Here is a 24,912-nt window from a genome sequence, read left to right on the forward strand (position 1 = left end):
CGCCGCTACTTGTCCGGCTTGTTTTTGCGCCGTCGGGCATATCGGACTAGAGTCCCCAGAATTGCGCTGATGACATCGGGCGTCAGTGCGCCCAGCGGGTCACGGCGGAGGCCTGCCACGGTGCCGCGTGCCTCTGACAAGGTGTCTTTGATCTCGGTTTCGATGTCTTGCAACGCCATATCGCGCAACTCTACCGCCGCTGTCGTATCGGCCTGCGCGTTCTGTGTGTTGGCCAGCAGGGCAAGGATAAGCGCCAGCAGCAGGTTGGCCCCGGCTATGACCAGCGCCGCCAACGGTTTAGACAGGCTCGCCGACAACCAGAAAAACCCGGCCACATTCAGCATGATGACCGCCAGCCCGACGGCCAGTCCTGCTGCGGCGTAGAACCCAGTGCGACGGGCCGCCACCGCGACATGGCGTTGGGCGATCAGCCGTTCGGCGCGCAGAATGATTGAGATATTGCGGGAAATGCGGCTCATGATCGGGCTCCTACCGGGACCGGCCTAGCAGATAGCCAAGCGTGAAGATACCAAGTGCAAACAGGATCGGCCGTTTGTGCGGCAGGTCCTCCAACTCGGTCAAAGCTTCTTCCAACTGGCAGGACCAGTTGTCGAAGTTTTCCGCAATCCTGTCGGCAACCGTGTCATGTGGCTCGGGCTCGGGTGGCTGTTGGCTGGCCGCTGATTGCTCGGCCAGTTGGCGGCGCAAATCAGCGACCTGGGCTTCAAGCTCGGCTTTCGTGACCATGGAACCGGTCCTCTTGCAATGGGCGCGCGCGGGCTGAGGCTAACACCTGCAACCCCGGCTTCAAGGACCATGTTAATGCGCTTTTCCATTTTAGGAAAAGGGACTTATCTTTTTTCAGGAATAGTAATCCGCGACTAGCAGGAAATCGGCTGCGGTATCTTCCTCGATGGTGGCGAAGCGGGGGATCGGGTCTTCGAACACGTTATCGGTGCGGTCGTCATTGACGGTTGAGACCTCTCCGATCAGACAATCACCCTTTTCGGCCCAGAAGGCGTGCCAGATGCCGGGCATCAGGGTGACACTTTCGCCCGGTTTCAGGCGCAGCAGTTCGCCGGGGTTGATCGTGACCGGGCAGCCATCGCAGGGCACGACAACGGGATTGTTGCGGTCGATGCCACCTTGCGGGTCCGAGGCGTAAATCTCCATCACCAGATCGCCGCCACCCCGGTTGATGATATCCTCGGCCTTGATGATGTGGCGGTGCATCGGTGATAGCTGGCTGTCGCGCGAGACAAGTAGTTTTTCGGCATAAAGCATACCGCGACCGCTGTTCAGATCGCCCACATCGCCGTTGCGCAGGGTGAATAGAAACAGGCCCAGCTCATCGTAGCGCCCCTGCCCATAATCGGTGATGTCCCAACCCAGCCCGCGCTCGCGAATGCCTGCAGCTTTTTCGCTGCGCATCTGTTCCGGGGACCAGTTGGCAAAGGGTGGCAGCACCGCACCGAACGAACGGATGAAGGCTTCGGCCTCGGTCTTGATAACGTTGATGTCGGATCGTTTCATGTCTTTCTCTCAAAGATCAAAGCTCGTGCGCCCAGGGCGGGTTTGCCCCGGCGCGAGATACGGTGACGGCGGCGACCTCGGCCCCCTTGGCAAGGGCCGCGCGCAATTGGTCGGGGGTCAAGGCGCGAAGGGCGGGTTTGCTCAGGTGACCCGCCTGTTCCATCTCAGCCAGAACGCCGGCGTTGAAGGTGTCACCTGCACCGACTGTATCGACCACCTCGACCGGCGGAACCGGGACGGAAATTTCGGACCCATCCGCCAGATAGCCCGACGCGCCATCGCTGCCCCGGGTGACGATGACAACCGCCGGACCAGCCTGAAGCAACAGCGGCACTTTCTCAGCGATGGATTCGGGGCCGGGGACGATCCAGTCCAGATCCTCGTCCGACACCTTCACGATATCCGACCGAGCGATCATCCGGTTCAGCCGGGTGCGATAGCGGGTCTGGTCCTTGATGAAATCGGGCCGGATATTCGGATCGATCATTACGGCTCGATCCGCGCCGTGCTGGTCCAAAAGCGCGGCATAGGCATCCGCGCAGGGTTCACAGGCCAGGCTGATCCCACCGAAATACAGCGCCGACACGGCGGGCAACTGGTCGGGCATGTCCTCGGGCGTCAACATCCGACCGGCCGAGTTTTCATCCACAAAGCTGTAGGTCGCGTGCCCGTCCTTCAACTGCACAAAGGCCAGTGTGGTCGGTCGATCCGAGCGGATCACATGGCTGCCGTCCACATGGCTGGCCTTCAGGGCATCGGCCAATTGCTCCCCGAACATATCCGAAGACAGCCCCGTCAGCAGCCCGGCCGGAGCCCCCAACCGCCCCAGCGCAATCGCCGTATTAAAAATGGCGCCGCCGGAATGGGGCACAAACCCTTCACCGCCCGAAACGGTCGGGGTGGGGATCATGTCGATCAGGGCTTCACCGCAGCACAGGATCATGCCGTGGTCCTTTCTGTTTCTTGAGTTCAGGTGCGTATTCTACCGCGCGAGCGCACTTTTGCAGAAATTGTTAGCGCCAACAATGCCAAATTCGTCCTGTTCTGAGACATAGAGGTTGAACGACCGACGCAAATCGCTGAACCGCCCGCCCGCGTTGAATGCATCGCGGAACGCGTCCTTGAACAGCCAGCGGTTCTTTTCGGCGACGCCACCGACAAGAAACACACCGCCCGAAGGTATAAGCACGACGGCCAGATCGCCCATCACCGCACCCAGATGGGTGGTGAACATATGAGCCGCTTTCACCGCAAGCGGGTCGGTTTGTGCGCGGGCGTCCTCCAGAATGTCTCGGGCGCTGCGCACTGGTGTATCGGCCTGACCGGCGACCATACCGGCGGCTTGGTAAAGGATCGGCAGGCCAGTACCGCTGAGGAACATTTCAGCCTCAAGCACCAAGGTATCGTCAAAAAAGCAATCTGGCGCGATGTGGCGGGCGGCGCGGAAAACCTCGACCTCATCGACATGGCGGGGCGACAGGCCGATATGGCCTCCTTCGCCCGATGCGGTGTGGTAGCGACCTTCGGAATAGAGCAGGGAGCCAACGCCAAGCCCGGTGCCCGGTCCTACGACCAGCCTTGTTCCGCGGGGCGGTGTCGCTGAACCCTGCAGAACCTCGACGTCATCGCAAGTAATCTCGGCAACGGACCAAGCGGCAGCGGTGAAGTCATTTATTACAAAGGTGTGCTGTGCGCCAGTTGCCTTGCCAATATCACCCTCGGACAGATCGAGATTGGCGTTTGTCAGCCGGATCGTTCCGTCCTTCACCGGCCCGGCCCCGGCGGCCACCACGGCGCGTGGATCGGTTCCGATCTCATCACGCAGGTTGTGAAACGCCTCAAGCAACTCGGGCAGGGTGCCCGTCGGATATTTACGCAGATCGGTCAGCTTGCCATTCGAGATCACGCCCAACCGCGTATTGGTGCCGCCAATATCGGCGACCAGATTCCAATGTTCGTGCATGGCGCCGGCGGGCTGCGCGAGGGGCAGCGAGACCGAGCTTCCTGCTAACAAGGTTTCCAGAGCGGGCAGGTTATCTTTCCCAGATGTTCGGATGAAGTAGCCTTTCACTGGCGTGCCGAGTTCCAGAGTTTTTTGCACGACTTCCAGGTTCTGATTGAGGCCGTTGTCATCCTGCGGGGGTTCAGAGTCATTTTCGCCTTTTTCCATGAGATAAATGGGCAGGTCTTTCGTATAGGCCTGCTGGATGGAGGTCAGGGCCTTGGGATTTATCGGCTTGTGTGTGTCGAAACGTAGGCCGCACCAATCAATCGGCGTGCCAATGGCGTCGAAATCGTCCCGCCATGCTGTCGGCAGGATAGGTTCAAGAGTCTCCAGCAAAACGTCAGGGTAGGTGTTGTTGAATACGCCACCCAGAGCGCACTGGCTTAAGATATCACCAAACTCATCAGCAATGTCGGGGCTGGAAGCAGCGGAGGAGGTAAGGTCTAGATTGAACACCGCGCCCAGATTGGTCATCCCCAAACCACGCATTGCCGCGATTGCGTTTCCATGGGCGAGCAACAGGTGATGCATCATACGTGCTTTGGCCCGGTTCTCGCTTAAAGTTGATGTTTGAGGTTCGCCAAGCACGCTGAAAGATGGGGGCATTTCAATTGGCGCAACACTATAAATGCGGTCTCCGATGCGGCTCATGACAATCTCGGTGAAGTCGGCAAACCAATCAGCACAATCGCGGTTCCGCCATCCGCCCAGATCTGCCAGTGCCTCAGGAAGGGAGTTGTCATAAAGCGTCGCACAAGGTCGAAGCTTGCGCTCTAACAAGGCATCGGCCAGACGATCGTAATAGTCCAACCCTGTCTGGCTTACCACGCCACGACTATCGGGCATGACATGCGCCCAATTGACCGAAAAGCGATAGCTGTCAAATCCAGATTCGCGAACCAGATTCAGTTCCCGCGGATTAAAGCCACCGTGTCCACAGGCCTGATTGCCATTCGCGCCCGGTAACACGTCGCCCAGAGTAGAGCCTTCGTGCTGCCCACCAAGGACGGTACTGCCAAAGAGGAAATCTTTGGGGAAATCTGTGCGTTTAATTTGCATGATCTGTTCCTGTTTTGGCCGGGCACGTTTGCGCTGCCAACTATCAACTTGGCCTGCGGCATTCCAGTTTCATGGCCCCCTTCGGCACATTACCACCTTGAATTGGCATTTTGGCACAACTCCATAAGGGGCGATGATATGGGAAGATGATAGCGCTAACAACTAAAAAAGGACTGCTTTCTGGATGGAGCAAGTCAACGCAACTCGAATTGCAGGGAGCCTCGACGAGGATGCGCGTCGAAACCCTATGCTTGACAAGTGGCGTATTGCTGTTTCAACCTAATTGAAACGTTTCAATATAGTTTGGCCGGAGATATGCGGATTGCAGCGCAGTTATATACGGTGCGGCAGATTGGGGGGCTAGCCTCTCAACTGGATCTCGTTAGCGCCTGCGGTTTTAAGGATATTGAGACGATTGGTTTTCACGATCTGACCCCTCAGGACATGGTGCGCCGGGTGGAACGATCAGGGCTGAACGTGCGTTCAGCACATTTCGACTGGGAGGAGTTTGAGACTCGCTTTGACGAAATTCTCGATCTGCTAAGGTTGTTAAGATGCCGGGTGGCCGTCATGCCGTGGCTGACGCCCGAGGCGAGGCCCGACACGTCCGAGGGATGGATGGACGTGTCGGGCCAGTTGGCAGACTGGGGTGCCCGGCTGGCAGAACATGACATTCACCTTGCCTACCACAATCATGATTATGACCTTACCGGACTTTGTGACGAAACGCCGTTGGACCTGATCCTGGCGCAGGAAAACCTGTACTGGCAACCCGATATCGGGTGGTTGGCAGTGTCTCAACAGGATCCGACACGGCTTTTGCAGCGCTATGCCGACCGGATCGTTTCGGTTCATGCCAAGGATGCTGAACCCTCGGCAGGCCAAGGCGATGAGCGCTGGCGCAACCTGGGGCAGGGCGTGGTGGATTGGCCCCGCGTACTGCACATTTTGGAATCAAGTCCATGCACTGATCTCTTTGTCGAACATGATGCAACGACGAAACATGCCGAAACTCTTCAGACTGGGCGCAGACTTCTTGAACGCCATCTCTCGGCAGAGGTCGGATAGTGGCGCGCGCGACGATCAAGTCGATTGCCAAAGAGACCGGCTATTCCGTCGGCACCGTCTCAAATGCGCTGCGCGGGGCAGCATCTGTCAAGTCAGAGACACGCCAACAGATTCAGGCCGTTGCGGCCCGATTAGGCTATCGCGTCAACATGGATGGGTTGAAGCTGCGTACCAACAAGTCCTATCGCATCGCAGTTTTGGTCAGCGTGTCGCCGGACGCGGCGGAGGAATGGGAAGGGGTTGAGTTCACCCGTATTCTGGCAGGAATTTCAGCGGCCTTGCAGGGGTCACGCTATGAAATGAGTGTGTTCAATGTGACCGATATCCCGGATGCCATGACGACATTGGCACGGATCGTTCAGGATGGGCTGGCGGATGGCGTCATTTTCTCGGGCACCCTCCATGATGACCCCCGCATTGCTTTTCTGCAGCAACATGCCTTCCCGTTTGTCACCATGGGGATGAGTGATAGCAAAATGCAGCACGCCTATGTTGATTTCGACAGTCAGGCGGCAGCGTTCGACGCCACCGCGCGGTTAGTGCGTCTGGGGCACCTTCGTATTGCCTTGGTGAACCCTCCGGCTGAGTTGATCTACGCCACACAGCGCCAAACCGGATACGAACAGGCCCTAACTGATGGTGGAATTCCGATCGACCCGGCCCTGATCTTTAATGGATCTACTACGGCCCGCACAGGGCAGAATAGCTTTGACGCGCTGATGCGGCTGCCGGATCGCCCGACGGCCTGTATCTGCGCTAACGAGGCCATGACGCTAGGTGTGCTATCGGCCGCTCATGCCGCCGGGGTTCGGATTGGCCGAGACCTGGTGGTGATTTCGACCGATGATCTGCAACTCAGCCGCTATTTCGTGCCGTCGACCAGCACCTATTATGTGCCAATTGAAGAAACCAGCCGATTGCTGGGTGAATACATGTTGAAAGCTTTGGACGGGGCCAACCCGTCCGAGACCCAGAAAAAGATCAGGGCCACATTCATCGAGCGCCAACCTGACACCCCTGCGCTGCACGCGGCGCCCACTAAATAGACCAACAGAAGGAGTAATGAAGATGTTCAAGAATCTACTGGCCGCAGCCGCTCTGACTGCGATGGCCGCCCCTGCGGCTTTTGCCGCCGATCTGGAAGGGCGCGTTCTGAAAATTGGAACCGACGCCACCTATCCGCCGATGGAGACAGTCGATGAGACGACTGGTGAGATCGTGGGCTTTGACGTGGATGTGATGAACGCGATTTGCGAAAAGGTGAATTGTGTTCCGAATTTCGTCAACACGGCATGGGACGGCATCTTTGCCGCGCTCCAGCAGGGAGAGTTCGATCTGGTAATCTCGGGCGTGTCAATCACACCGGAACGCGAAGAAACGATGGACTTCTCCGAGCCCTACATCGTGGTGAGCCAAGCCATTATTTTGCAAGTTGATAACGCCGACCTGACGCTGGACGACTTCAAGGCTGGTGGCCTGAAACTGGCCGCACAGACCGGCACCACCAATGCGCAACTGGCCGAGGAACTGGTCGGGCGTGAGAATGTCAGCCTTTATGACAACTTTTCAGCCGCGATTCTGGCACTACAGAACGCCGACGTGCAGGGCGTGATTATAGACGGCACTTCGGCTTCTGCGTACGAGCAGGAGTTCGCGGGTGAACTAACGGTCGGCATCACCGGCTTGCAATCCGACCCGCTGGGCATCGTTTTCCAGGAGGGCGACGCTACGGTCGACGCGATCAACGCAGGGCTTGAGGCGATCAAGGCCGACGGCACTCTGGACACGTTGATCGGCAAGTACTGGGGAACCGAGTAACCCGGTTCGGCCCGTAACGGCCCGGCGCCAATAGCGACCGGGCCGCATATCTGCAGAGAGGTCCCATGTCGCGCCTAAGCTCGATCCGCCCGAGCAACCTTGTGTTGCTCGCCGCTGCTCCGTTCATCATCTACTTGTTTGCCACTTCGTCGAAATACCTGCGGTCACTGATTGCGATCTTAGGGATCGGCAATAACGCAGGGCCGATTTTTGTTGGGTTTCTGATCATTATCGCGGTGGCAATTCTGGGGTATCTCTGTGCTCGATACGCGCGCTTTCACGACGCCGCGCCGGGCTGGCTGCGGGTTACGGCGCTAGTGGCATTGCCATCAGCGTTGGTGTTGGCGGTTTTGGGGCTCGCGGCGCCGCAGGTACTGATGCCCTTTGCCGAGTCTGTCTTCTTTCACGCCCTCAGCGAAAACACATCGACTCTGATCGACAGATCCTCGCAAACGTGGGTGCTGTTCCCCGAGGTGGTCGATAAGGTTCAGACCGGGCTGCAAATCGTGCTGGTAATTTACGCTCTTGTTGTTGCCGCGATCCTGATGTCCTCTCGTCTACCAAACGGGTTGCGGGCCTATGTGCGTCTGGGGTTTGAAATCCTGACAGGCGCGGTTCTGTTCTACCTGATGTTCATGGCGCATTGGCAATTCGCCACCGGGGTGGCGATCACGTTCCGGGCGGCTATCTTCGCCTATATCTTCGCAGCCATTCTGGGCCTGATCTGGGTCGGGCTTCAATCGTTCAAACCCAAGGCCCGCACGACTGTCACCTATGGCTGCATCAGTCTGGCCTTGCTGGCCATCTCGGCGTTTTTCTTCATACAGCCACAGGTCAAATATGAACTCATCGGTACGCTGGACGCCCGCATCGCCATCGTACGCGGCACTCCGCAAGCGCAGGCAGACATGATCCGCTTTGGCGAGTTTCAGGAAGGTGAAAGCCCGCAATATCGTATCCGCAGCGCCCCGGATGCGGCCAGCGCGCTGGAGCAGATCGAAACCGTGGACAGTGTCTCGGGTGCATTTGTTCCGGTTGGCACCAATACTAAAGGGTATCCGGTGATCTGGAAGACACAGTTCCTGCCGGACAAATACCGCAACCCAGCGCTGGCATTTGCCGTCTTTGGCTTTCTGCTGCTGACGCTGACCGTAGGAGGTGCCCAGCACAAGCTGCACCCGCTGGCCGTGGGGGCCGAGTTCTTTGTCGACACGATCCGCGGCATTCCGATGCTGGTGATCATCCTCTATATCGGTCTGCCTCTGGCGGGAGCGGTCAAGGACGCCACCGGTGGCGGCATCGACATGACCAATATGACGCGCGGGATCATCGCGATTTCGGTCGGCTATTCCGCTTATATGGCTGAGATTTTCCGATCCGGCATCGAGGCCATCCCTCGTGGACAGATCGAAGCGGGCGGCTCGCTCGGCCTGTCCCGCTGGCAAACCGCGCGGTTGATCATCCTGCCGCAGGCGTTGCGGATCGTGACGCCGCCCTTGGGCAATGAATTCATTGCGATGATCAAGGATACTTCTCTGCTGTCGATCCTGTCGGTCCGCGATATGACCCAGCGGATGCGCGAGTTTCAGGCCGCCAGCTTCCTGCCCTTCGCGCCCTTTAATACTGCGGCCATCCTTTACGTCGTGATCACGCTGGGCTGCGCAAGCTTCCTGAAATGGATCGAACGCCGCACGGCAAGGGAAAACCGATGAGCAAGCTTGAACTGGGGGTTTGCTACTATCCCGAACAATGGGATCAGTCGCTTTGGCGCGAGGATGCACGTCGGATGGTCGAGATGGGCCTCGACTGGGTGCGCATTGCAGAATTCACCTGGGGTCTGATTGAACCTGAGCGGGGGCGGTTCGACTGGGGCTGGTTGGACGAGGTGATAGACATTCTGGGTGATGCGGGCCTGCGCGTGATGATGTCCACGCCGACGGCCGCGCCGCCGAAATGGCTGATCGATGAGTGCCCGGAAATCCTGCCGGTTGGTCCGGATGGGCGCGTCAGGGGGTTCGGGTCCCGCAGGCATTATTGTTTTTCCAGCGACGTTTATCTGGCCGAGGCGCGCCGGATCGCAACCGAATACGCCCGCCGTTATGGAGAAAACCGTCATGTCCACGCCTGGCAGATCGACAATGAGTATAACGACCATGACACGGTGCTCAGCTACTCGGATGCGGCGCGCGACGGGTTCCGCCGCTGGTTGGAGCAGCGTTACGGCACCATCGACAATCTGAACCGGACATGGGGCACCGTGTTCTGGGCATCCGGCTATACAAGCTTTGACCAGATCGAGCTGCCCAATGGGCTGGTGGCCAGTCCCAACCCGACCCATGCGCTGGATTTCGCGCGCTATTCTTCGGACCGGGTGCGGTTGTTCAACCGGGCGCAGGTGGACATCCTTCGGCAATTTTCTCCGGGCCGGGATATCACTCATAACTTCATGGCGGGCAGTTTCGAATTCGATCACCACGCCGTCGCGGCCGATCTGGATATCGTCGGCTTCGACAGCTATCCGTTGGGCAACCTGCTGGGCTCGACCCTATCCAATGAGGACAAGCACCGATACCTGCGCACAGGTGCGCCGGACTATCAGGGGTTTCACTGCGATCTCTACCGGTCTCAGGGCAAGGGGCGCATGTGGGTGCTGGAACAGCAGCCCGGCCCCGTGGACTGGGCGGAAAAGAACCCATCCCCCGCAGATGGCATGGTACGGCTATGGACGTGGGCGGCCTATGCCCACGGCGCGCGGGCGGTGATGTTTTTCCGCTGGCGTCAGGCCAAGTTCGCGCAAGAGCAGTTTCACACCGCCCTGTTGCGCTCTGACGGTAGCCCGGATCAGGCCGCGCTGGAATTGGCGCAGGTGGTTCAGGAGCGAGCCGTATTGCCTCCGGCAAAACGCCAACTGGCATCGGTGGCCATTCTGCTGGATTACGCGTCCATCTGGGCCGCGGATATCCTTCCCCACGATGACGCGTTCCCGAATACTCAGCTTTTCCGAGAATGGTATGCGGGGCTGCGGTCTCTGGGTGTCGATCTGGATTTTGTCGGGCCAGAGGATGACCTGACCGGCTATGCAATGATCGTTTTGCCGCAAAACATGATCGTCTCTAAAGATCTGGCGAAACGGCTGCGGGACAGTCAGGCAAAGCTGCTGATCGGTGCCCGCGCGGGTAGTAAGACCGCCGACATGCACACACCGCAAAACCTCGCCCCGGGAGGGTTGGCCGATTTGGTGGGTGTCCGGGTTCGGAGAGTCGAATCATTGCCCGATCTGGCGCGGGAATCGGTGCGTCTGCAGGACGGCACACAGCACGAATTCACCGGATGGCGCGAAATCATCGAGACTGAACATTCTATAGCAGCCTGTTTTTCAAGCGCTTACCGGGATGGCAGCCCGGCGATTGTGCAGTCGGATCGGGCGATGTACCTGGCGATGATCCCGCGCGGGTCGCTGTTGCAGACTATTCTGACCGAGGCGCTGAACTGGGCGGGAATCCCAGTAACGGAAAACAACAGGGATGTGCGCCTCACGCGCCGGGGCGCTTTGGTCTTTGCCTTCAATTTCGGCGCAACGCCGCAGATATTGTCCGACCCCGAGGATCGCCAATATCTTGTTGGTACTTCTGAAATCCCGCCCTATGGTGTCTCAGTCTGGATAGAGCCGTGACGCGATCCCGGTTCTGACAGATTCGATCGCAAACTGGACCTATGAAAACTGGAAACTGTCACTTTTGGACTGACAGCACTGCCGCAAAGGTCTAGCCTGCACTAACAAAACAAAAAGACTACAAAGTCCAACAACGGGAGAAACGAAAATGGCTGAACGGAAAACGCTTTCCAGACGCTCTGTCCTGAAAGGCGCAGGAGCTGCTGCGCTGGCGGCACCGCTTTACAGCAAAAGCGCGCTGGCGTCCTCGGGTGAGATCAACATTCTGATGTGGTCGGATTACCTGCCGCCCAGCTTCATTCAGGAGTTCGAGACCCTGACCGGGATCAAGGTAAACTACACCGGTATCGGGTCGAACGAAGAAATCATCAACAAGATGAAGGCCACCAAGGGTCAGGGTTTTGACATCGTGTCGCCGACCAACAACCGATCGTTGCAGTGGGAGCCGCTGGAACTGTTGCAGCCCTTCGACATGAGTAAGGTGCCGATCGATCTGGTGAACCCGGCGATGGCCGCGATTGGTACGGATGCGTGGAACTTCGGTGACAGCGGCGTACACTGGCTGCCGCATATCTGGGGTACTGAAGGCATCGCCTATCGCACCGACCTTTGGCTGCCCGAAGGCGATGCGCCCTCTTATGGCGACGTCTGGTCCGAGGAAAACGCCGGTAAGACCATGGGCCGCGCGCATTCGATGATGCTGGGCGCAGGCCTTTATATGGAACGCGCTGGTGAGATGGAGCCGGGCTCGGTCTGGGCCGCGTATGGCGATGAAGAGACCATGCGCAAGGTCTGGGGTCAGATCACCGACTGGTGCATCGAGCGCAAGAACCGGATCAAGCTGATCTGGAATGACGCCGATACGCAGAAAAATGGCCTTCTGAACGAAGGTGTTGTGGTCGGTCAGACATGGGACGGTCCGCCGCTGGCGCTCAAATCGGCAGGTGAGCCGGTGCACTATCAGGCGCCGGTCGAAGGTGCGATGGCCTGGGTTGATGGTATGGCAATGCCAACGGGCGCGGCCAATATCGATCAGGTCTATGCCTTCATCGACTTTGCCTTCCAGGCGAAACCGGCCGGTGTTGCGATTGACAGCCATGGCTACAACTCGCCTGTTCTGGGTGCCGACCAGTATTCGGGCGACACCTACAAAAAGAACTTTGCCGAGGCCTATCCGGGTGACTCGCTGGCGAACCTCAACCCGTGGCCGGCCGAAGCCCCGTGGTATGCGGAAACCCGCACCGAGTTCGTCAACAAGTTCAAAAGCGCCTGATTGCTTTGAAAATCTGCCCTCCGCCACAACGCGGAGGGCCATCAACCCGTGCGTCGTTTCGGCGTGACGGAAGCTTTTTGGTGCGGTCAGCAACCGCACCTGACGGAGATACCAAAAATGAGTGCAGGGGTCGGTGTAGATCTTGAAAACCTGTGGATCCGTTTCGGTGACTTTGTCGCCGTGCGGGACGCCAATGTGAACATCAACGGGGGCGATTTCTTTTCGTTTCTGGGCCCTTCGGGCTGCGGCAAGACGACGATCCTGCGTGCGGTCTCGGGCTTTCTGGACCCAAGTGAGGGCCGGGTTCTGATCGGTGGCAACGATATGCAGGGCATCGGCCCGAACAAGCGTCCGACGGCCCTGATTTTTCAGAACCTGGCGTTGTTTCCACTGATGAAAGTGTGGGAAAACATCACGTTTTCCATGGAGATCAAAGGCGCAAGCGCCAAGGAACGCCGCAAGCGTGCCGACGAATTGCTGGACATGATTGCTCTGCCGGGGCAGGGCGACAAGCTACCCAGCGAATTGTCCGGTGGTCAACGTCAGCGGGTTGCGATTGCCCGCGCCCTGTGCGCCGAGCCGGATGTGCTGTTGCTGGATGAACCACTGTCCGCACTGGACCTTAAGTTGCGTCAACACATGCGGACCGAGTTGCGGGAAATTCAGCAGCGTGTCGGCATCACCTTCATCTACATCACCCACGATCAGGGCGAAGCGCTGACCATGTCGGACAACATCGCGGTCATGCGGGCCGGGGTGATTGACCAGATTGCCGATGGCAAGACAATCTATAACGATCCCAACACCGCCTTTGCGGCCTCATTCGTGGGTGAAAACAACGTGTTCCGCGGCAAGATCAAGCAGGTCATGGGGGCCGAGGCACTGATCGAGACCAACCGCTCGGGCGATCTGGTCGCGCGGATCTCATCCGCCAATCAGGGCAAGATGAAAGAGGGCGACGACGCGATGATGTTCATCCGCCCCGAGGCCTTTGCCATCGCACCCGATGGTGCCACCGGCGATCACTTTGTCACCGCGCGGGTGAACCACGAAGAATTCGAAGGCAATGTCTTCAACATCTTCACCGAAGGCGAGGGCGGCAAAGAGATCAAAGTGTCGATCCCTAACCACGGTCAATCCTTTCAGGATCACACCGGGCAGAACATCACGCTGGAATATGAAACCCAGAACGCGGTTCTGGTTCCAGCGGGTGAGCTGGCCGCAGAATAGGGGGAAGATCACATGCCCCGCTTTCTGAAAGAGTTTTTCAATCGCAATGGCACCGGCATGGGGTTGGCGATATTGGGTCTGGTCCTGTTCTGGACCATCGGTCTGATTATTCTGCCACAGCTGTCGATGCTCGATTTCTCATTCCGTCCCAACCTGCCACCGCCTGAGATTGGCGGGCCAAAGGACGTCTATACGCTAGAGAACTACAAATACCTGATCTACGGCCCCGAGGGCGGCAGTCAGGACTATAACGCGGTCGATCTGCGCGTGTTTTTCCGCACGCTGCTTGCGGCGGTCTGTGTGACGATCTTCAACCTGATCATCTGCTATCCGATTGCCTACTATCTGGGTCAGTCCAAGGGCAGCCATATCCGCATCTTTGCGATCATGTTGATCATCCCTTACTGGATCAATGAAATCCTGCGGGCCTTTGCGCTGCGGATTATCTTTGGCGAGACCGGTGTGCTGAACACCCTGTTCATGGGTCTGGGCATCTGGGACACGCCGTTTGACTTCATCCGCAACGACATCGCGCTCTATGCGGGTTTGGGCTATGCCTACATCCTGCTGATGATCTTCCCGATCTACAACGTGATCGAAAGTTTGGACGGCAATCAAATCGAGGCAGCGCGTGATCTGGGAGCGCCCTGGTGGCGGATTCACTGGCGGGTGGTCATTCCCTACGCCAAGCCAGGGATCAGCTCGGGCTGTACCATGGTCTTCATGCTGTCCGCAGGCGCACTTGCCGCACCGCAGATTCTAGGCGGGCCGTCCAGCTTGTGGTTCACGCAGCTGATCTATCAGCAGTTCAACGACAACAATGACTGGCCGCAGGGGGCTGCATACGCCATCGTGCTGCTGGTGACCTGTATCCTGTTTGTGCTGGCGATGATGCGTCTGTTCAAGGTGAACATGGGGGATATCGGGAAATGAACAATTCCTTCCTCCGCCTAAGCATCTGGGTCTATCTGGTCATCTTCTTCCTGTACTTGCTGGGCCCGCTGGTGATCATGTCGGTCACGGCCTTCAACTCTTCGGCCTTCCCGAGGATGACGCCGTGGGAATGCTTGACCTTCCAGTGGTTCGGAGAGCTTTTTCAGGATCAGCGTATCCTGAACGGCATTAAGAACTCGCTGATCATCGGGGCCGGGACGGTGGTTCTGTCGGTGGCGATGGGTCTGGCGGGCGCGCTGATGCTGACGCAGATCTGGCCCAAGCTACGCGCGACCTATTACACGGTCATCATCGCGCCAATCCTGATCCCGGGCGTCGTTCTGGGTATCTCGACGCTGGTGTTCTGGGACCGGATCAACCGGATGCTTGGGCTGGGCGCGGACAGTGTATTGTCGAACGGAATTTTCCTTACGGTGATTGGCCAGTCCACCTTCATCGCTAGCTATTGCATGTTGGTGCTGGTGGCGCGGCTGCAGCGCTATGACGTGGCGCTAACCGAAGCCGCACTGGACCTTGGCGCGTCCCACGCGCAGGCGTTCCGTAAAATATTGCTGCCGTTCATGCGCCCAGCGATTGCGTCGGCGGCGGTGCTGGCGTTCCTCGCCTCGTTCGAGAACTACAACACCACCACCTTCACCTTTGGTGAATACCCAACGCTGACCATCGAACTGGCGCAGAAGGTGCGCTACGGCATCACGCCGTCAATCTCGGCACTGGCCTTCATCATCGTTGCATTGACCGTGTTCTTCGCCCTGCTGAACGAGGCCAAGCTGAAACGGCAGGAATTGGTTGCCGCCGCGCGCAAGAATGCCACAGTCGAGGAACTGGCGGGCAAAATCAAACTGCCCAGCTTCTTCTCTGGCAACATGGCTGCGGTTCTTGTTGTTGTGTTCGCCGTGGCCACGATCACCTTGATTGGCACCGCGACGGCCTACAACCCGGCGCAGTGCATTGCCGACGTGCGAGAGCAGAAGCAACTGGAAGCCCAGCAGCGCATCGAAGAGTTGCGCAAGCAGCGTGAAGAGCAGCGCAAGCAGCGTGAGGAAGAACGCAAACAGCGCTTTGAAGGTGTGTTTGAGCCCGGTGACCTACAACCCGGTGCTACGGAAGAGGGGGCGGAGCCGGACTCTGGCACCAATAACTCGGGCTTCGGCAACGTGTTTGATCCGAACGCACTGGGCGGTGACGATGACGAGGGCGCCTCGGATACCGAAACCCAGCCTTCAAACAATGGTGGGTTTGGCGGGGCCTTCGATCCCAACAGCCTGCAAAGCGATCAGTAAGCTTCGCGTTTGACTGAAACCCACGCGCCCGGAGAGCTACCCCTCTTCGGGCGCGTGCTTTTTCAGGATGAGTACATCACATGCACCAATCTCATGCCCGTTCCACGAAACGGAGGAAGAATTGTAGTTGATCAGAAAAACGTGCTGTTCGGTCTCTCGCCGCCGTAGTCCTTCGGGCAGAGGATGCAGGGTCAGTCCAACCTCTTGCGCGGCCATTGAGATCACCCGGTCCCACAGGGTTTCATCCGGGAACCCGGACAGATACCAGAGCCCGTTCTCACCCATTAGTGCGGATGTTCCGTCGGTATAGGTCAGTAGGTCCGGGGCACTACCGGACAAGCGATCAATCCAGTGCTGGGTTGCGCCACCGCCAACAACCTCGCGGCATACGTTTGGAGGCAGGGTTTCGACTAGTTCAACTTCGCAATCCAATCCGGAAAGGCCGGGGCGAGTTTTGGGGATCTGAAAGTCGTGCGTGATAGCGCCGCTGCGGGGGCCAAAGAGTGTCAGCTGGTCCGGGCGCTGTTCTACCATATCGCCCAATGTTGCCAGCCCGGGGGCGAGGATCAGCTTGTACCCGGACTTTAGCGTTTCGAACGTTGAGAGGATATCCACGGACAGCCCGGCCCGACGTAGCGCGCGATAGGCCGAAAAGACCAGCCGGAAATAGTTGAACCCGGCCCCTTGCGGCTGTGTTGCCCAGGCCCAGTCCGAGGCGTAGTCGAACAGAATGGCCACGTCTGCCTGTGTTTGTGTGACTGCGCCCAGTTCCGCCAGATCACCGGCGGTCTGATGAGCCTCGGCCAAAGCTGGGGCAGCGGCGTTGTTTGGGGTCAACAAGCCCGCATGCATCTGCTCCTGTCCGAACGGGGCCTGCCGCCAGCGGAAGTAACTGACCACCTCGGCGCCATGTGCCACGGCCTCAAGCGACCAAAGACGCACCATGCCGGGCAGGGGGGCGGGATTGTACGGGGCCCAGTTTACCGGTCCGGGTTGCTGCTCCATCACCCACCAGCGCCCGCGTCCGACAGCGCGATAGAGGTCGTGATGGAAGGCCTGCATGTCTGGGTCGCCCTGCTGCAGGAATGCGGTTTTGTGCGTCTCGTCGGCCTCAAGCCGGTCCGACAGAAAGCCGATCGGGTAGCTGTCCCATGTGGCGATATCCAGATCCTTACCGACCTTGAAGTGGTCGAAATCCAGTATCCGTCCCATATAGTTGTGCAGCAGTGGCGCATCGGTCAGTGGTCGCAGCACATCCACTTGCGCCTTATTGAACACCGCCACCTGATCCGAGCTGAAGCGGCGAAAGGCCAGAACATGGGCCGGGTTGGGCTCGGTCACCGTCAGGTTGGGCAGATCGATCTGATCAAAACTGTCGTATTCCATCGACCAGAAAACATTGCCCCATGCGGCATTCAGCGCGTCGATGGACCCATACTGATCCGCCAGCCACTGCCGAAACGCCTGCAAGGCTACTTGGCTGTAGCTCACCGTGGTCTCGTGGCAGCCATATTCGTTGTCGATTTGCCACGCCGCGATATGCGGGTTGCGTCCGTAACGCTCGCCCATGATCCGGGCAATTCGCTCACACTCGGAGATATAGCCCATATGGCTAAAGCAATAATGCCTGCGCGATCCGAATTTGCGCGGCTGCTCCTGAGCATCCACGGCCAGCATGTCAGGGTGTTTTTTCAACATCCAACGCGGTGGCGTTGCCGTCGGCGTACCCAACACCACCTTCAGCCCCGCGGCCCCTAACACCTCAATTGCGCGATCCAGCCATTCGAACTGCAGATCGCCGGGGCTTGGCTCCATCCGGCTCCAGGCAAACTCACCGATCCGCACCCATGTCAGGCCGGTTTCGACCATGCGGGCGGCGTCCTCGGCCCACATCTCTTCGGACCAATGTTCGGGATAGTAGCAAACGCCAAGTTCGGGCTTCATAGAAGGACTCTGTGTTCGGTCTGTCCCTTGCCTGCGCCAGGGGCGGCAAAGGTCATGCCATTGGTTGGGAGTTTGGCCAAGGTCCCTGCATCCAGCCCCTCGCGGGCAGTGGTGCAGAACAAGGTCTTCAGGTCGTCGCCGCCAAAGGCAGGACATGAAGTATGAGCAGCCTCAAACTCGACCGCCGTCAGGAACTGGCCCGCAGGGGTATACGCCGCCACACGGCTCGTACCCCACTGAGCGATCCAGATGTTGCCGTCGACATCAACCACGGCACCGTCGGGGTTCAGTCCCTCGTCGCGCAGGTCAAGGAACACCGCGCTTTCACCCTCAGGCCAGCCGGTTTCAGAGTTCAAAGGCCAGCGCATGACCTGTTTCGTGACCGTATCTGCGTAATAAGCGCAGGACCGATCCGGAGCGAAACAGATCGCATTTGAGATCGTGACGTTTGCCACCAGTTGCCGCAATTCGCCCTGACGGTAGCGATAGATCGCGCCTGCGCCAGGTTCGGCGCCTTTGCCCATGGTTCCGATCCAGAACCCGCCCCAAGGATCCGCGCGGCCGTCGTTCGAACGTGTGACTGGATTGTCCGCCTCTAGCGCGGCTATCAGCTCTTTCTGTCCGGTCTTCAGGTTGAACTGCCAAAGTCCCGTTTCTGAGGCGATCAACAGCGTTTCCCTGTCGACCCAACCCGCGGCCGAGACATGTTCGTCGAATTGCCAGCTGTGCTGTTCACCGTTTTCCCGCGTCATCAGGCGTTTGCCGACGATATCGAACCAGAAAAGCTGTTGCCGCTCGGGATGCCAAAGCGGTCCTTCGCCCAGCTCACAGGCGCGGTCGTCGTAGATGGTGCTCATCCGGCGGCCTCATCATAGGCGACCACGATCCGCGCGGCGAGGTCTGCGACCTCAGAGATGGCCATGCCGGGCTTGAACAGGGCCGATCCGATGCCAAACCCGTCGGCGCCCGCCTTGATCCATTGGTTGAAATTCTCAGGCCCCGCGCCGCCAACGGCATAAACCAGCGTGCCCTTGGGCAGTACCGCGCGCAGGGCGGACAGCCCCGCCGGACCGGCCAGCGCGCCGGGGAAGAGTTTCAGGCCAGAGGCGCCGGCCTTGAGGGCCGCAAATGCCTCGGTCGGGGTGAATATGCCCGGCCAGCTTTCCAGACCCAGTTGATGGGTGCGCGATATGACGTCAGGGTCGCAGTTCGGCGATACGATTAGCCTGCCACCTACCTTGGCCACCGCATCCACCTGATCCGTGGTCAGGACGGTGCCTGCACCAATCAGGGCGCGGTCGCCGAACTTATCGACCATAATTCCGATCGATTCCAGCGGGTTGGGAGAATTCAGCGGGACTTCTATCTTATCGATCCCGGCGTCGATCAGGGCCTGTCCGCTGGCGGCGGCATCTGATGGGTGCAGACCGCGCAGAATGGCGATGATGGGACGGCTCATGCGGTTTGCCTCGTCAGGTTACGGGCCTGCAGAAGGCCAGCCAGTGTGCAATGCGTGCTGTTTGCGGTTTCCACAAACGCGCCTTGTTGTTGCAGGGCCTTGGCGTAGACGTCGGACAAACCCTCGGCCCCGATGATCGCCAGTTGCTGGCCCAGCCAATAGGGCCGGGTCGCGGCCAGTTCCGCGCCGATCAGAAAGCCTGATAGCTGCGCCCGTGTGGTATCGCCATCCTGTCCTTGCAACAGATCAGCAGCACGCAGGCCAAACAACCGCGCGGCCAGTTGTTCGGGCTTGGACAGAGTATCTGCCACGGCGTCGGCAAAGGCACTGTCTTCCCATCCCTGTCCGACCGAGTGTTTCAGCACCGATTGGCCCGCCAGCAGGTCGAACATCTCTCCGGTCATGAAGGTGCGGAAGCTGACGACTTCTCCGGCGCTGACCTGCACCCATTTGGTATGGGTGCCGGGCAGACAGATTACTCCGTCCCAGTTCGGATGCGAGGCCAGAAACCCGGTGATCTGGGTTTCTTCACCGCGCATGACATCGGGTGGTGTGGCTTGTTTCAGACCGGGCACAACGAAGGCGCGAATGCGGGGGTCGGTGCCGGAAACACGAAACGGGGCAACCGGCGTCGGTTCACAGGGAACGGCGGAATAAGGGGCCTCGACCCAGCCTTGTCGCGCGCCCACCATGCCGCAGGCCATCACATCTGTGGGTCCGCTACTCAACCAGCCTTCGATCAATTCGAACAAGGCGGACTGGAATCCATCTTTACCAACTCGTGCCATGCCTTTGTCCGACTGCGCATGGTCCAGAATACTGTCGTCTTGCATCGCCCAGGCCCGCAAATGAGATGTTCCCCAATCGACCGCAATCCATTCTGCATTCATGGCTCTACCCCGTTACGACAACGCCGCCATCGACGGCCATGCATTGCCCGGTCATCGCCCGGCTGGCGTTTGAGGCCAGGAACAAGGTCGGCGCGATCATGTCCTCGGGCGTCAGGTGTTCTTTCAGGCATTGCCGGTCCATATGCGCGGCCAGATCCTCGGGCGTGGCCCACATATCCAGCTGTTTTTGCGTCAGAACCCAACCGGGGGCCAGCGCATTGACGCGAATGTTCTGCGGCCCCAACTCGCGCGCCAAGGACCGCGTCATCCCGGTGATCCCGGCATTTGACGTCGTGTAGATTGGATAGCCTGCATTGCCCATCATGTAGCTGATCGAGCTGAAATTGACGATCGCCCCGCCTTTGTCCTGCATCTGGCGCGCGGCCTCCTGACAGGCGAAGTAATAGGCCTTGAGGTTCACCTCGATCATCCAGTCCCAGAATTCGGTGGTGGTTTCCTCAAGCGAATGGCGTTTGTCATTGGCGGCGTTGTTAACCAGCACATTCAGGAGGCCATGCGCCTCGGCGGCTTTTTGCATGGTGGCGTGCAGCAATTCGGAATCGGTCATGTCGCCCTGCATGAACAGGGGCGCGCGGCCGTGTTTGTCGCGCATTTCCTCGACGAAACCACTGGCGTCGGACCGTCCAATAAAGGCGACATTGGCACCTTGCGCAAGGAACCCATCCGTCAGTGCTGCGCCAACGCCCGAGCCGCCGCCGGTGATATAGACCGAAGCGCCGTTCAGATCGTGGAAGGTTGCTGGTTGATCCATCAGTGGCTCTCTCTGGTCACAAGGCGAGTGTCTTTGCCGACAAGAAAATCAAGGTCCGCGCCCTGATCAGCCTGCAGCACATGGTCGATATAGAGTTTTGCATAACCGCGGGTGTAGTGCGGGTCGTCCGGTTGCCATGCGGCTCGGCGGGCGTCCAGTTCCTTTTCGTCCACCAAAAGCTCCAACTCGCCCTTGCTGGCCGACACGCGGATGCGGTCTCCAGTTTTGACCAGAGCCAACGTGCCGCCCGCTTGCGCCTCGGGGCTGACATGCAGGATGACGGTGCCATAGGCGGTGCCGGACATGCGCGCGTCCGAAATGCGGATCATATCGCGGACGCCGTCTTTCACCAGCTTGGCGGGGATCGGCATATTGCCGACCTCGGGCATCCCTGGATAACCCTTGGGACCACAGCCTTTAAGTACCAGAATGGTCTCGGGTGTCACCGGCAGGTCATCGCGGTCTATATTGGCTTTCAGGTCTTCGATGTTTTCGAAGACGTAAGCTTCGGCCTCGGTTTCCAGCAGAGCGTCCGTGGCCGCCGAGGGCTTCACGATAGCGCCGTTGGGCGCGAGATTTCCACGCAAGACACGCAGTCCCGCAGCGGGTTTCACTGGATCGTTGAATGGGTGGATTACGTCGGTGTTGAAACACTCGGCCCCTTCGTAATGGGCCGAGATATCCTTGTTCAGAACCGTTTTGGCCGGGCGCAGAAAGGTCTTGAGTTCGTTCAGCACCACCGGCACGCCACCTGCATAGCAGAAATCCTCCATCAGGTATTTGCCCGAGGGCATGCAGTTCACCAACAAGGGGATTTCCGACCCGATCTCAAAATCCTTAAGCGTCAGGTCCACGCCCACACGACCAGCAAGTGCCAGCAGGTGAACCACTGCATTGGTCGAGCCTCCTACGGCGGCGTTTGCCAGGATGGCGTTTTCGAACGCTTCCTTGGTCAGAATGTCCGAGGGTTTCAGGTCTTCATCCACCATCTCGACAATCCGCTTGCCGGTCAGATGCGCCAGTGCCATGCGGCGGGCGTCAACGGCGGGCAGGGCGGCGTTGGTGGGCAGGCTCATACCCATTGCTTCGACCAGCGAGGCCATGGTCGAGGCCGTGCCCATGGTCATACAAACACCTGCGCTGCGGGACATGCCGGATTCGGCGTTCATGAAGTCTTGCAGGGTCATCTCTCCGGCCCGCACGGCCTCGGAGAATTTCCAAACATCGGTGCCTGAGCCGATATCCTTGCCGCGGAATTTTCCGTTCAACATCGGGCCGGAACTGACAACGATGGACGGCAGATCGACCGAGGCCGCGCCCATCAGTTGCCCTGGCGTGGTCTTGTCACAGCCGCCCAGCAGAACCACGCCGTCGATGCCATAAGCGCGGATCGATTCCTCGACGTCCATGGCCAGCAGGTTACGGAACAACATGGCGGTAGGTTTCATCTGGGTTTCACCCAGCGACATGACGGGGAATTCGACTGGGAAGCCTCCGGCCTCCCACACGCCGCGTTTTACACCTTCGGCCAGATCGCGCAGGCCCGAGTTGCAGGGGGTAAGCTCTGACCAGGTGTTGCAGATGCCGATGATCGGTCGCCCGTCAAAAGCGTGATCAGGGAAACCCTGATTCTTCATCCAAGACCGATGGATGAAGCCGTCTTTGTCGAGTTTTCCATACCAGTGTTGTGAGCGACGTTTTTTCATTTCTGGCTGTGCTTTTTGTGGCTGGGGTTGGAATTGTGTATTTGAAAAAAGATGAAGATCAGGCGGCTTTGGCAGGCTGGCACCAGTCAGGCAGCCAGTCGGAATGGGCGTTTAGAAGGTCAGTCACCAGATTGCGGATCTGGCGCAGGTCCAGTTCGGCTGCAGTGTGCGGGTCCATCATGGCGGCGTGATAGATGTATTCCGCGTTCTGGTCGACCAGCGCCCGAACGATCAGTTCCTGCACGTTGATCTGCGTCCGCATCAGTGCAATCAATTGCGGCGGAATATCGGTGACGACCGAAGGTTGCACGCCGTTGCTGTCCACCAGGCAAGGCGTTTCCACCGCTGCGCCCAAAGGCAATTGTGGAATCTGTCCGGTGTTTGGCAGATTGCCATAGGCCACATAGGGCGCGTCGGTAACGATGGCATTCATCAGGTCGGCTGCAAATTCGTGGCTACGGGTCACCTCGATATCGCGGCCGTCGGTCAGGGTCTTGGCCTGTTCCTTCCAATTGGCGACCTGTTCCACGCAGCGGGTTGGATACTCGTCCAGCGGGATGGAGAACTGTTTGATCAGGTCCTGCCGCCCGTCCTTGATGAACCACGGGACGTATTCCGCCAGATGCTCGGAGCTTTCAGTGCAGAAATAGCCCAGGTGATCCATAACCTCATAGCGCACTTTGTTGGGGCAGCGTGGCATCAGCAACGGGGCCTTGGGGTACTGGCCGCTGGCATAACCCTGCCGTAGCGCGGGGTAGAGATCGCGACCCTGATGCTCCAGTTTCAGAAAGAAGGCGACGTGGTTGACACCTGCGACCTTGTACCGGAACTCATCCTTGGGCAGGTCGAGATCATGCGCCAACTCTTCGACCGTGTTCTGGACCGAGTGGCACAGGCCCACATGTTTCAGCGCCGGGAACTGCTCGGCCAAAGCCCAGGTGTTGATGGCCATCGGATTGACATATTGCAGTAAGGTCGCGTTGGGACAAAGCTGCATCATGTCGCGCGCCACGTCCCAAAGAACCGGAACAGTGCGCAGGCCTCGCATGATGCCTCCGACCCCCAACGTATCGGCGATGGTCTGACGTAGCCCATATTGTTTGGGGATTTCGAAGTCGGTCACCGTGCAGGGCTCGTACCCGCCGACCTGAAAGGCAGTGATCACGAAATCGGCCCCGTCCAGAGCCGTGCGGCGGTCGGTATGGGTCGAAACAGTTGCGCCGGTTCCGACCGAGCGGATCATGGCTCGGGCCACGGTTTCGCTTTCGGCTAGACGCTCGGGGTCGATATCCATCAAGGCAAAGTGGCTGTCGGCCAACGAGGGGGTCAGCAGGGCATCACCCACGATGTTCTGCATGAAGATCGTTGAGCCCGCTCCGATAAACGTGATTTTGGTCATTTGACAGCTCCGAGGGTCAGGCCCGCGATGAAGTGTTTTTGCATGAGGAAGAACATGGCCACCGGCGGCAAGGCCGCGACGATGGATCCGGCGCTCATCAACTGATAGGCGGCGCGGAACTGGGCGTTGAAACTGGTGATCCCTGCGGTGACCGGCTGGCTTTCGGCGCCTTGTGTCAGGACTACGGCCCAGAAATAATCGTTCCAGATGAAAGTGAAGATCAGCACGCTAAGCGCGGCGATGGCGGGTTTCATCAATGGCAGTACCACGTACCAAAAAATGCGCCATTCGCTGATGCCTTCGACGCGAGCGGCCTCGATCAGTTCAAAGGGCAGCGCGCGGATGAAGTTGCGCATGAACAGCGTGCAAAAGCCGGTCTGAAATGCGATGTGGAACAGGACGAGACCGGTTTTGGTGTTGTAGAGGCCCAGTTGCAGGGTCAAGTCGCGCACCGGCACCATCAGAATCTGGAAGGGTACGAAGTTGCCTGCCACGAACATGAAAAAGATCCAGAGGTTCGACTTGAATTTGTAGATGCCGAGCGCGAAGCCGGTCATGCAGCTAAGCGCAACCGCTCCGATCACTGTGGGTATGGTGATCAGGAATGAATTCAGCAAATATCGCGGCATGTCCGAGTTGAAGAAAACCTGCCCGTAGTTGAACGCGCCCTCAAAACTAGACGGCATGCCCCAATAGTTTGCGTTGGTGAAATCCGCCGCCGGTTTGACCGAGAACAGAGCGACCGCCAGCAAGGGGCCGAGCCATAGGAGCAACGCGAGCGGCAGCATGGCTTGATAGCTGATCTGCGCTGCGCGGGATTGTTTTTCGATAGGTTTGGGAAACATC

Annotated in this window: 22 protein-coding genes; 9 read left to right on the plus strand and 13 right to left on the minus strand. The window is 58.8% G+C overall.

Annotation, left to right across the window (positions count from 1 at the left end):
- Positions 1-5: 5 nt before the first annotated feature.
- The 5 genes from ACR0ER_RS13120 to ACR0ER_RS13140 all read right to left on the minus strand — a co-directional run bounded on the left by ACR0ER_RS13120 (position 6) and on the right by ACR0ER_RS13140 (position 4,597).
- The gene (locus ACR0ER_RS13120) at positions 6-479 is read right to left on the minus strand and encodes a hypothetical protein (protein ID WP_480769319.1); all 474 of its coding nucleotides are present in this window, start codon (positions 477-479) and stop codon (positions 6-8) included.
- 10 nt (positions 480-489) lie between these two features.
- Complete coding sequence (locus ACR0ER_RS13125) at positions 490-747, minus strand: hypothetical protein (RefSeq protein WP_480769320.1); 258 nt, start codon at positions 745-747, stop codon at positions 490-492.
- A 114-nt stretch (positions 748-861) separates the two neighbouring features.
- Entirely contained in the window at positions 862-1,533 is a 672-nt protein-coding gene (locus tag ACR0ER_RS13130) for a D-lyxose/D-mannose family sugar isomerase (RefSeq protein ID WP_480769321.1), read from the minus strand.
- Positions 1,534-1,549: 16 nt separating this feature from the next.
- Positions 1,550-2,476, minus strand: coding sequence for a carbohydrate kinase family protein (locus ACR0ER_RS13135; protein ID WP_480769322.1), 927 nt, complete (start codon positions 2,474-2,476; stop codon positions 1,550-1,552).
- A gap of 39 nt (positions 2,477-2,515) precedes the next feature.
- Entirely contained in the window at positions 2,516-4,597 is a 2,082-nt protein-coding gene (locus ACR0ER_RS13140; protein ID WP_480769323.1) for a family 1 glycosylhydrolase, read from the minus strand.
- 315 nt (positions 4,598-4,912) lie between these two features.
- On the opposite strand from ACR0ER_RS13140, the gene ACR0ER_RS13145 reads away from it, so the two are divergent.
- From ACR0ER_RS13145 to ACR0ER_RS13185, 9 genes are all read left to right on the plus strand, one after another.
- Positions 4,913-5,665, plus strand: a complete 753-nt coding sequence (locus ACR0ER_RS13145; protein ID WP_480769324.1) for a sugar phosphate isomerase/epimerase family protein — start codon at positions 4,913-4,915, stop codon at positions 5,663-5,665.
- Complete coding sequence (locus tag ACR0ER_RS13150) at positions 5,665-6,711, plus strand: LacI family DNA-binding transcriptional regulator (protein ID WP_480769325.1); 1,047 nt, start codon at positions 5,665-5,667, stop codon at positions 6,709-6,711. Before ACR0ER_RS13145 ends, ACR0ER_RS13150 begins: the two co-directional genes overlap by 1 nt.
- A gap of 22 nt (positions 6,712-6,733) precedes the next feature.
- The gene (locus tag ACR0ER_RS13155) at positions 6,734-7,483 is read left to right on the plus strand and encodes a basic amino acid ABC transporter substrate-binding protein (RefSeq protein ID WP_480769326.1); all 750 of its coding nucleotides are present in this window, start codon (positions 6,734-6,736) and stop codon (positions 7,481-7,483) included.
- A gap of 65 nt (positions 7,484-7,548) precedes the next feature.
- Positions 7,549-9,195 carry an amino acid ABC transporter permease gene (locus ACR0ER_RS13160; protein WP_480769327.1) on the plus strand — a complete coding sequence of 549 codons (1,647 nt, stop codon included), beginning with the start codon at positions 7,549-7,551 and terminating at the stop codon, positions 9,193-9,195.
- Entirely contained in the window at positions 9,192-11,156 is a 1,965-nt protein-coding gene (locus tag ACR0ER_RS13165; protein ID WP_480769328.1) for a beta-galactosidase, read from the plus strand. The genes ACR0ER_RS13160 and ACR0ER_RS13165 overlap by 4 nt, the downstream gene beginning before the upstream one ends.
- Positions 11,157-11,304: 148 nt before the next feature.
- Entirely contained in the window at positions 11,305-12,429 is a 1,125-nt protein-coding gene (locus tag ACR0ER_RS13170; RefSeq protein WP_480769329.1) for an extracellular solute-binding protein, read from the plus strand.
- A gap of 117 nt (positions 12,430-12,546) precedes the next feature.
- Positions 12,547-13,659 carry an ABC transporter ATP-binding protein gene (locus ACR0ER_RS13175; protein WP_170330546.1) on the plus strand — a complete coding sequence of 371 codons (1,113 nt, stop codon included), beginning with the start codon at positions 12,547-12,549 and terminating at the stop codon, positions 13,657-13,659.
- 12 nt (positions 13,660-13,671) lie between these two features.
- The gene (locus ACR0ER_RS13180; RefSeq protein ID WP_170330544.1) at positions 13,672-14,592 is read left to right on the plus strand and encodes an ABC transporter permease; all 921 of its coding nucleotides are present in this window, start codon (positions 13,672-13,674) and stop codon (positions 14,590-14,592) included.
- On the plus strand, positions 14,589-15,896 hold the full coding sequence (locus ACR0ER_RS13185) for an ABC transporter permease (protein ID WP_480769330.1): 1,308 nt from the start codon (positions 14,589-14,591) through the stop codon (positions 15,894-15,896). Before ACR0ER_RS13180 ends, ACR0ER_RS13185 begins: the two co-directional genes overlap by 4 nt.
- Before the next feature lie 36 nt (positions 15,897-15,932).
- Here the strand turns inward: ACR0ER_RS13185 and ACR0ER_RS13190 are convergent, their stop codons facing one another.
- From ACR0ER_RS13190 to ACR0ER_RS13225, 8 genes are read right to left on the minus strand one after another with little or no spacing between them, the layout of a single operon-like run.
- Positions 15,933-17,840, minus strand: coding sequence for a beta-galactosidase (locus ACR0ER_RS13190; protein ID WP_480769331.1), 1,908 nt, complete (start codon positions 17,838-17,840; stop codon positions 15,933-15,935).
- On the minus strand, positions 17,837-18,697 hold the full coding sequence (locus ACR0ER_RS13195) for an SMP-30/gluconolactonase/LRE family protein (protein WP_480769332.1): 861 nt from the start codon (positions 18,695-18,697) through the stop codon (positions 17,837-17,839). Before ACR0ER_RS13195 ends, ACR0ER_RS13190 begins: the two co-directional genes overlap by 4 nt.
- Entirely contained in the window at positions 18,694-19,299 is a 606-nt protein-coding gene (locus tag ACR0ER_RS13200) for a 2-dehydro-3-deoxy-6-phosphogalactonate aldolase (protein WP_480769333.1), read from the minus strand. The genes ACR0ER_RS13195 and ACR0ER_RS13200 overlap by 4 nt, the downstream gene beginning before the upstream one ends.
- Entirely contained in the window at positions 19,296-20,189 is an 894-nt protein-coding gene (locus tag ACR0ER_RS13205) for a 2-dehydro-3-deoxygalactonokinase (protein WP_480769334.1), read from the minus strand. Before ACR0ER_RS13205 ends, ACR0ER_RS13200 begins: the two co-directional genes overlap by 4 nt.
- Positions 20,190-20,193: 4 nt before the next feature.
- Positions 20,194-20,961, minus strand: coding sequence for an SDR family NAD(P)-dependent oxidoreductase (locus tag ACR0ER_RS13210; RefSeq protein ID WP_480769335.1), 768 nt, complete (start codon positions 20,959-20,961; stop codon positions 20,194-20,196).
- Positions 20,961-22,667 carry an IlvD/Edd family dehydratase gene (locus tag ACR0ER_RS13215; RefSeq protein ID WP_480769336.1) on the minus strand — a complete coding sequence of 569 codons (1,707 nt, stop codon included), beginning with the start codon at positions 22,665-22,667 and terminating at the stop codon, positions 20,961-20,963. Before ACR0ER_RS13215 ends, ACR0ER_RS13210 begins: the two co-directional genes overlap by 1 nt.
- A 58-nt stretch (positions 22,668-22,725) precedes the next feature.
- Positions 22,726-24,066, minus strand: a complete 1,341-nt coding sequence (gene melA, locus ACR0ER_RS13220) for an alpha-galactosidase (RefSeq protein WP_480769337.1) — start codon at positions 24,064-24,066, stop codon at positions 22,726-22,728.
- On the minus strand, positions 24,063-24,911 hold the full coding sequence (locus tag ACR0ER_RS13225; RefSeq protein ID WP_170326544.1) for a carbohydrate ABC transporter permease: 849 nt from the start codon (positions 24,909-24,911) through the stop codon (positions 24,063-24,065). The genes melA and ACR0ER_RS13225 overlap by 4 nt, the downstream gene beginning before the upstream one ends.
- Between the last annotated feature and the right edge of the window lies 1 nt (position 24,912).

The sequence above is a fragment of the Ruegeria sp. CH8 genome (assembly GCF_056536985.1).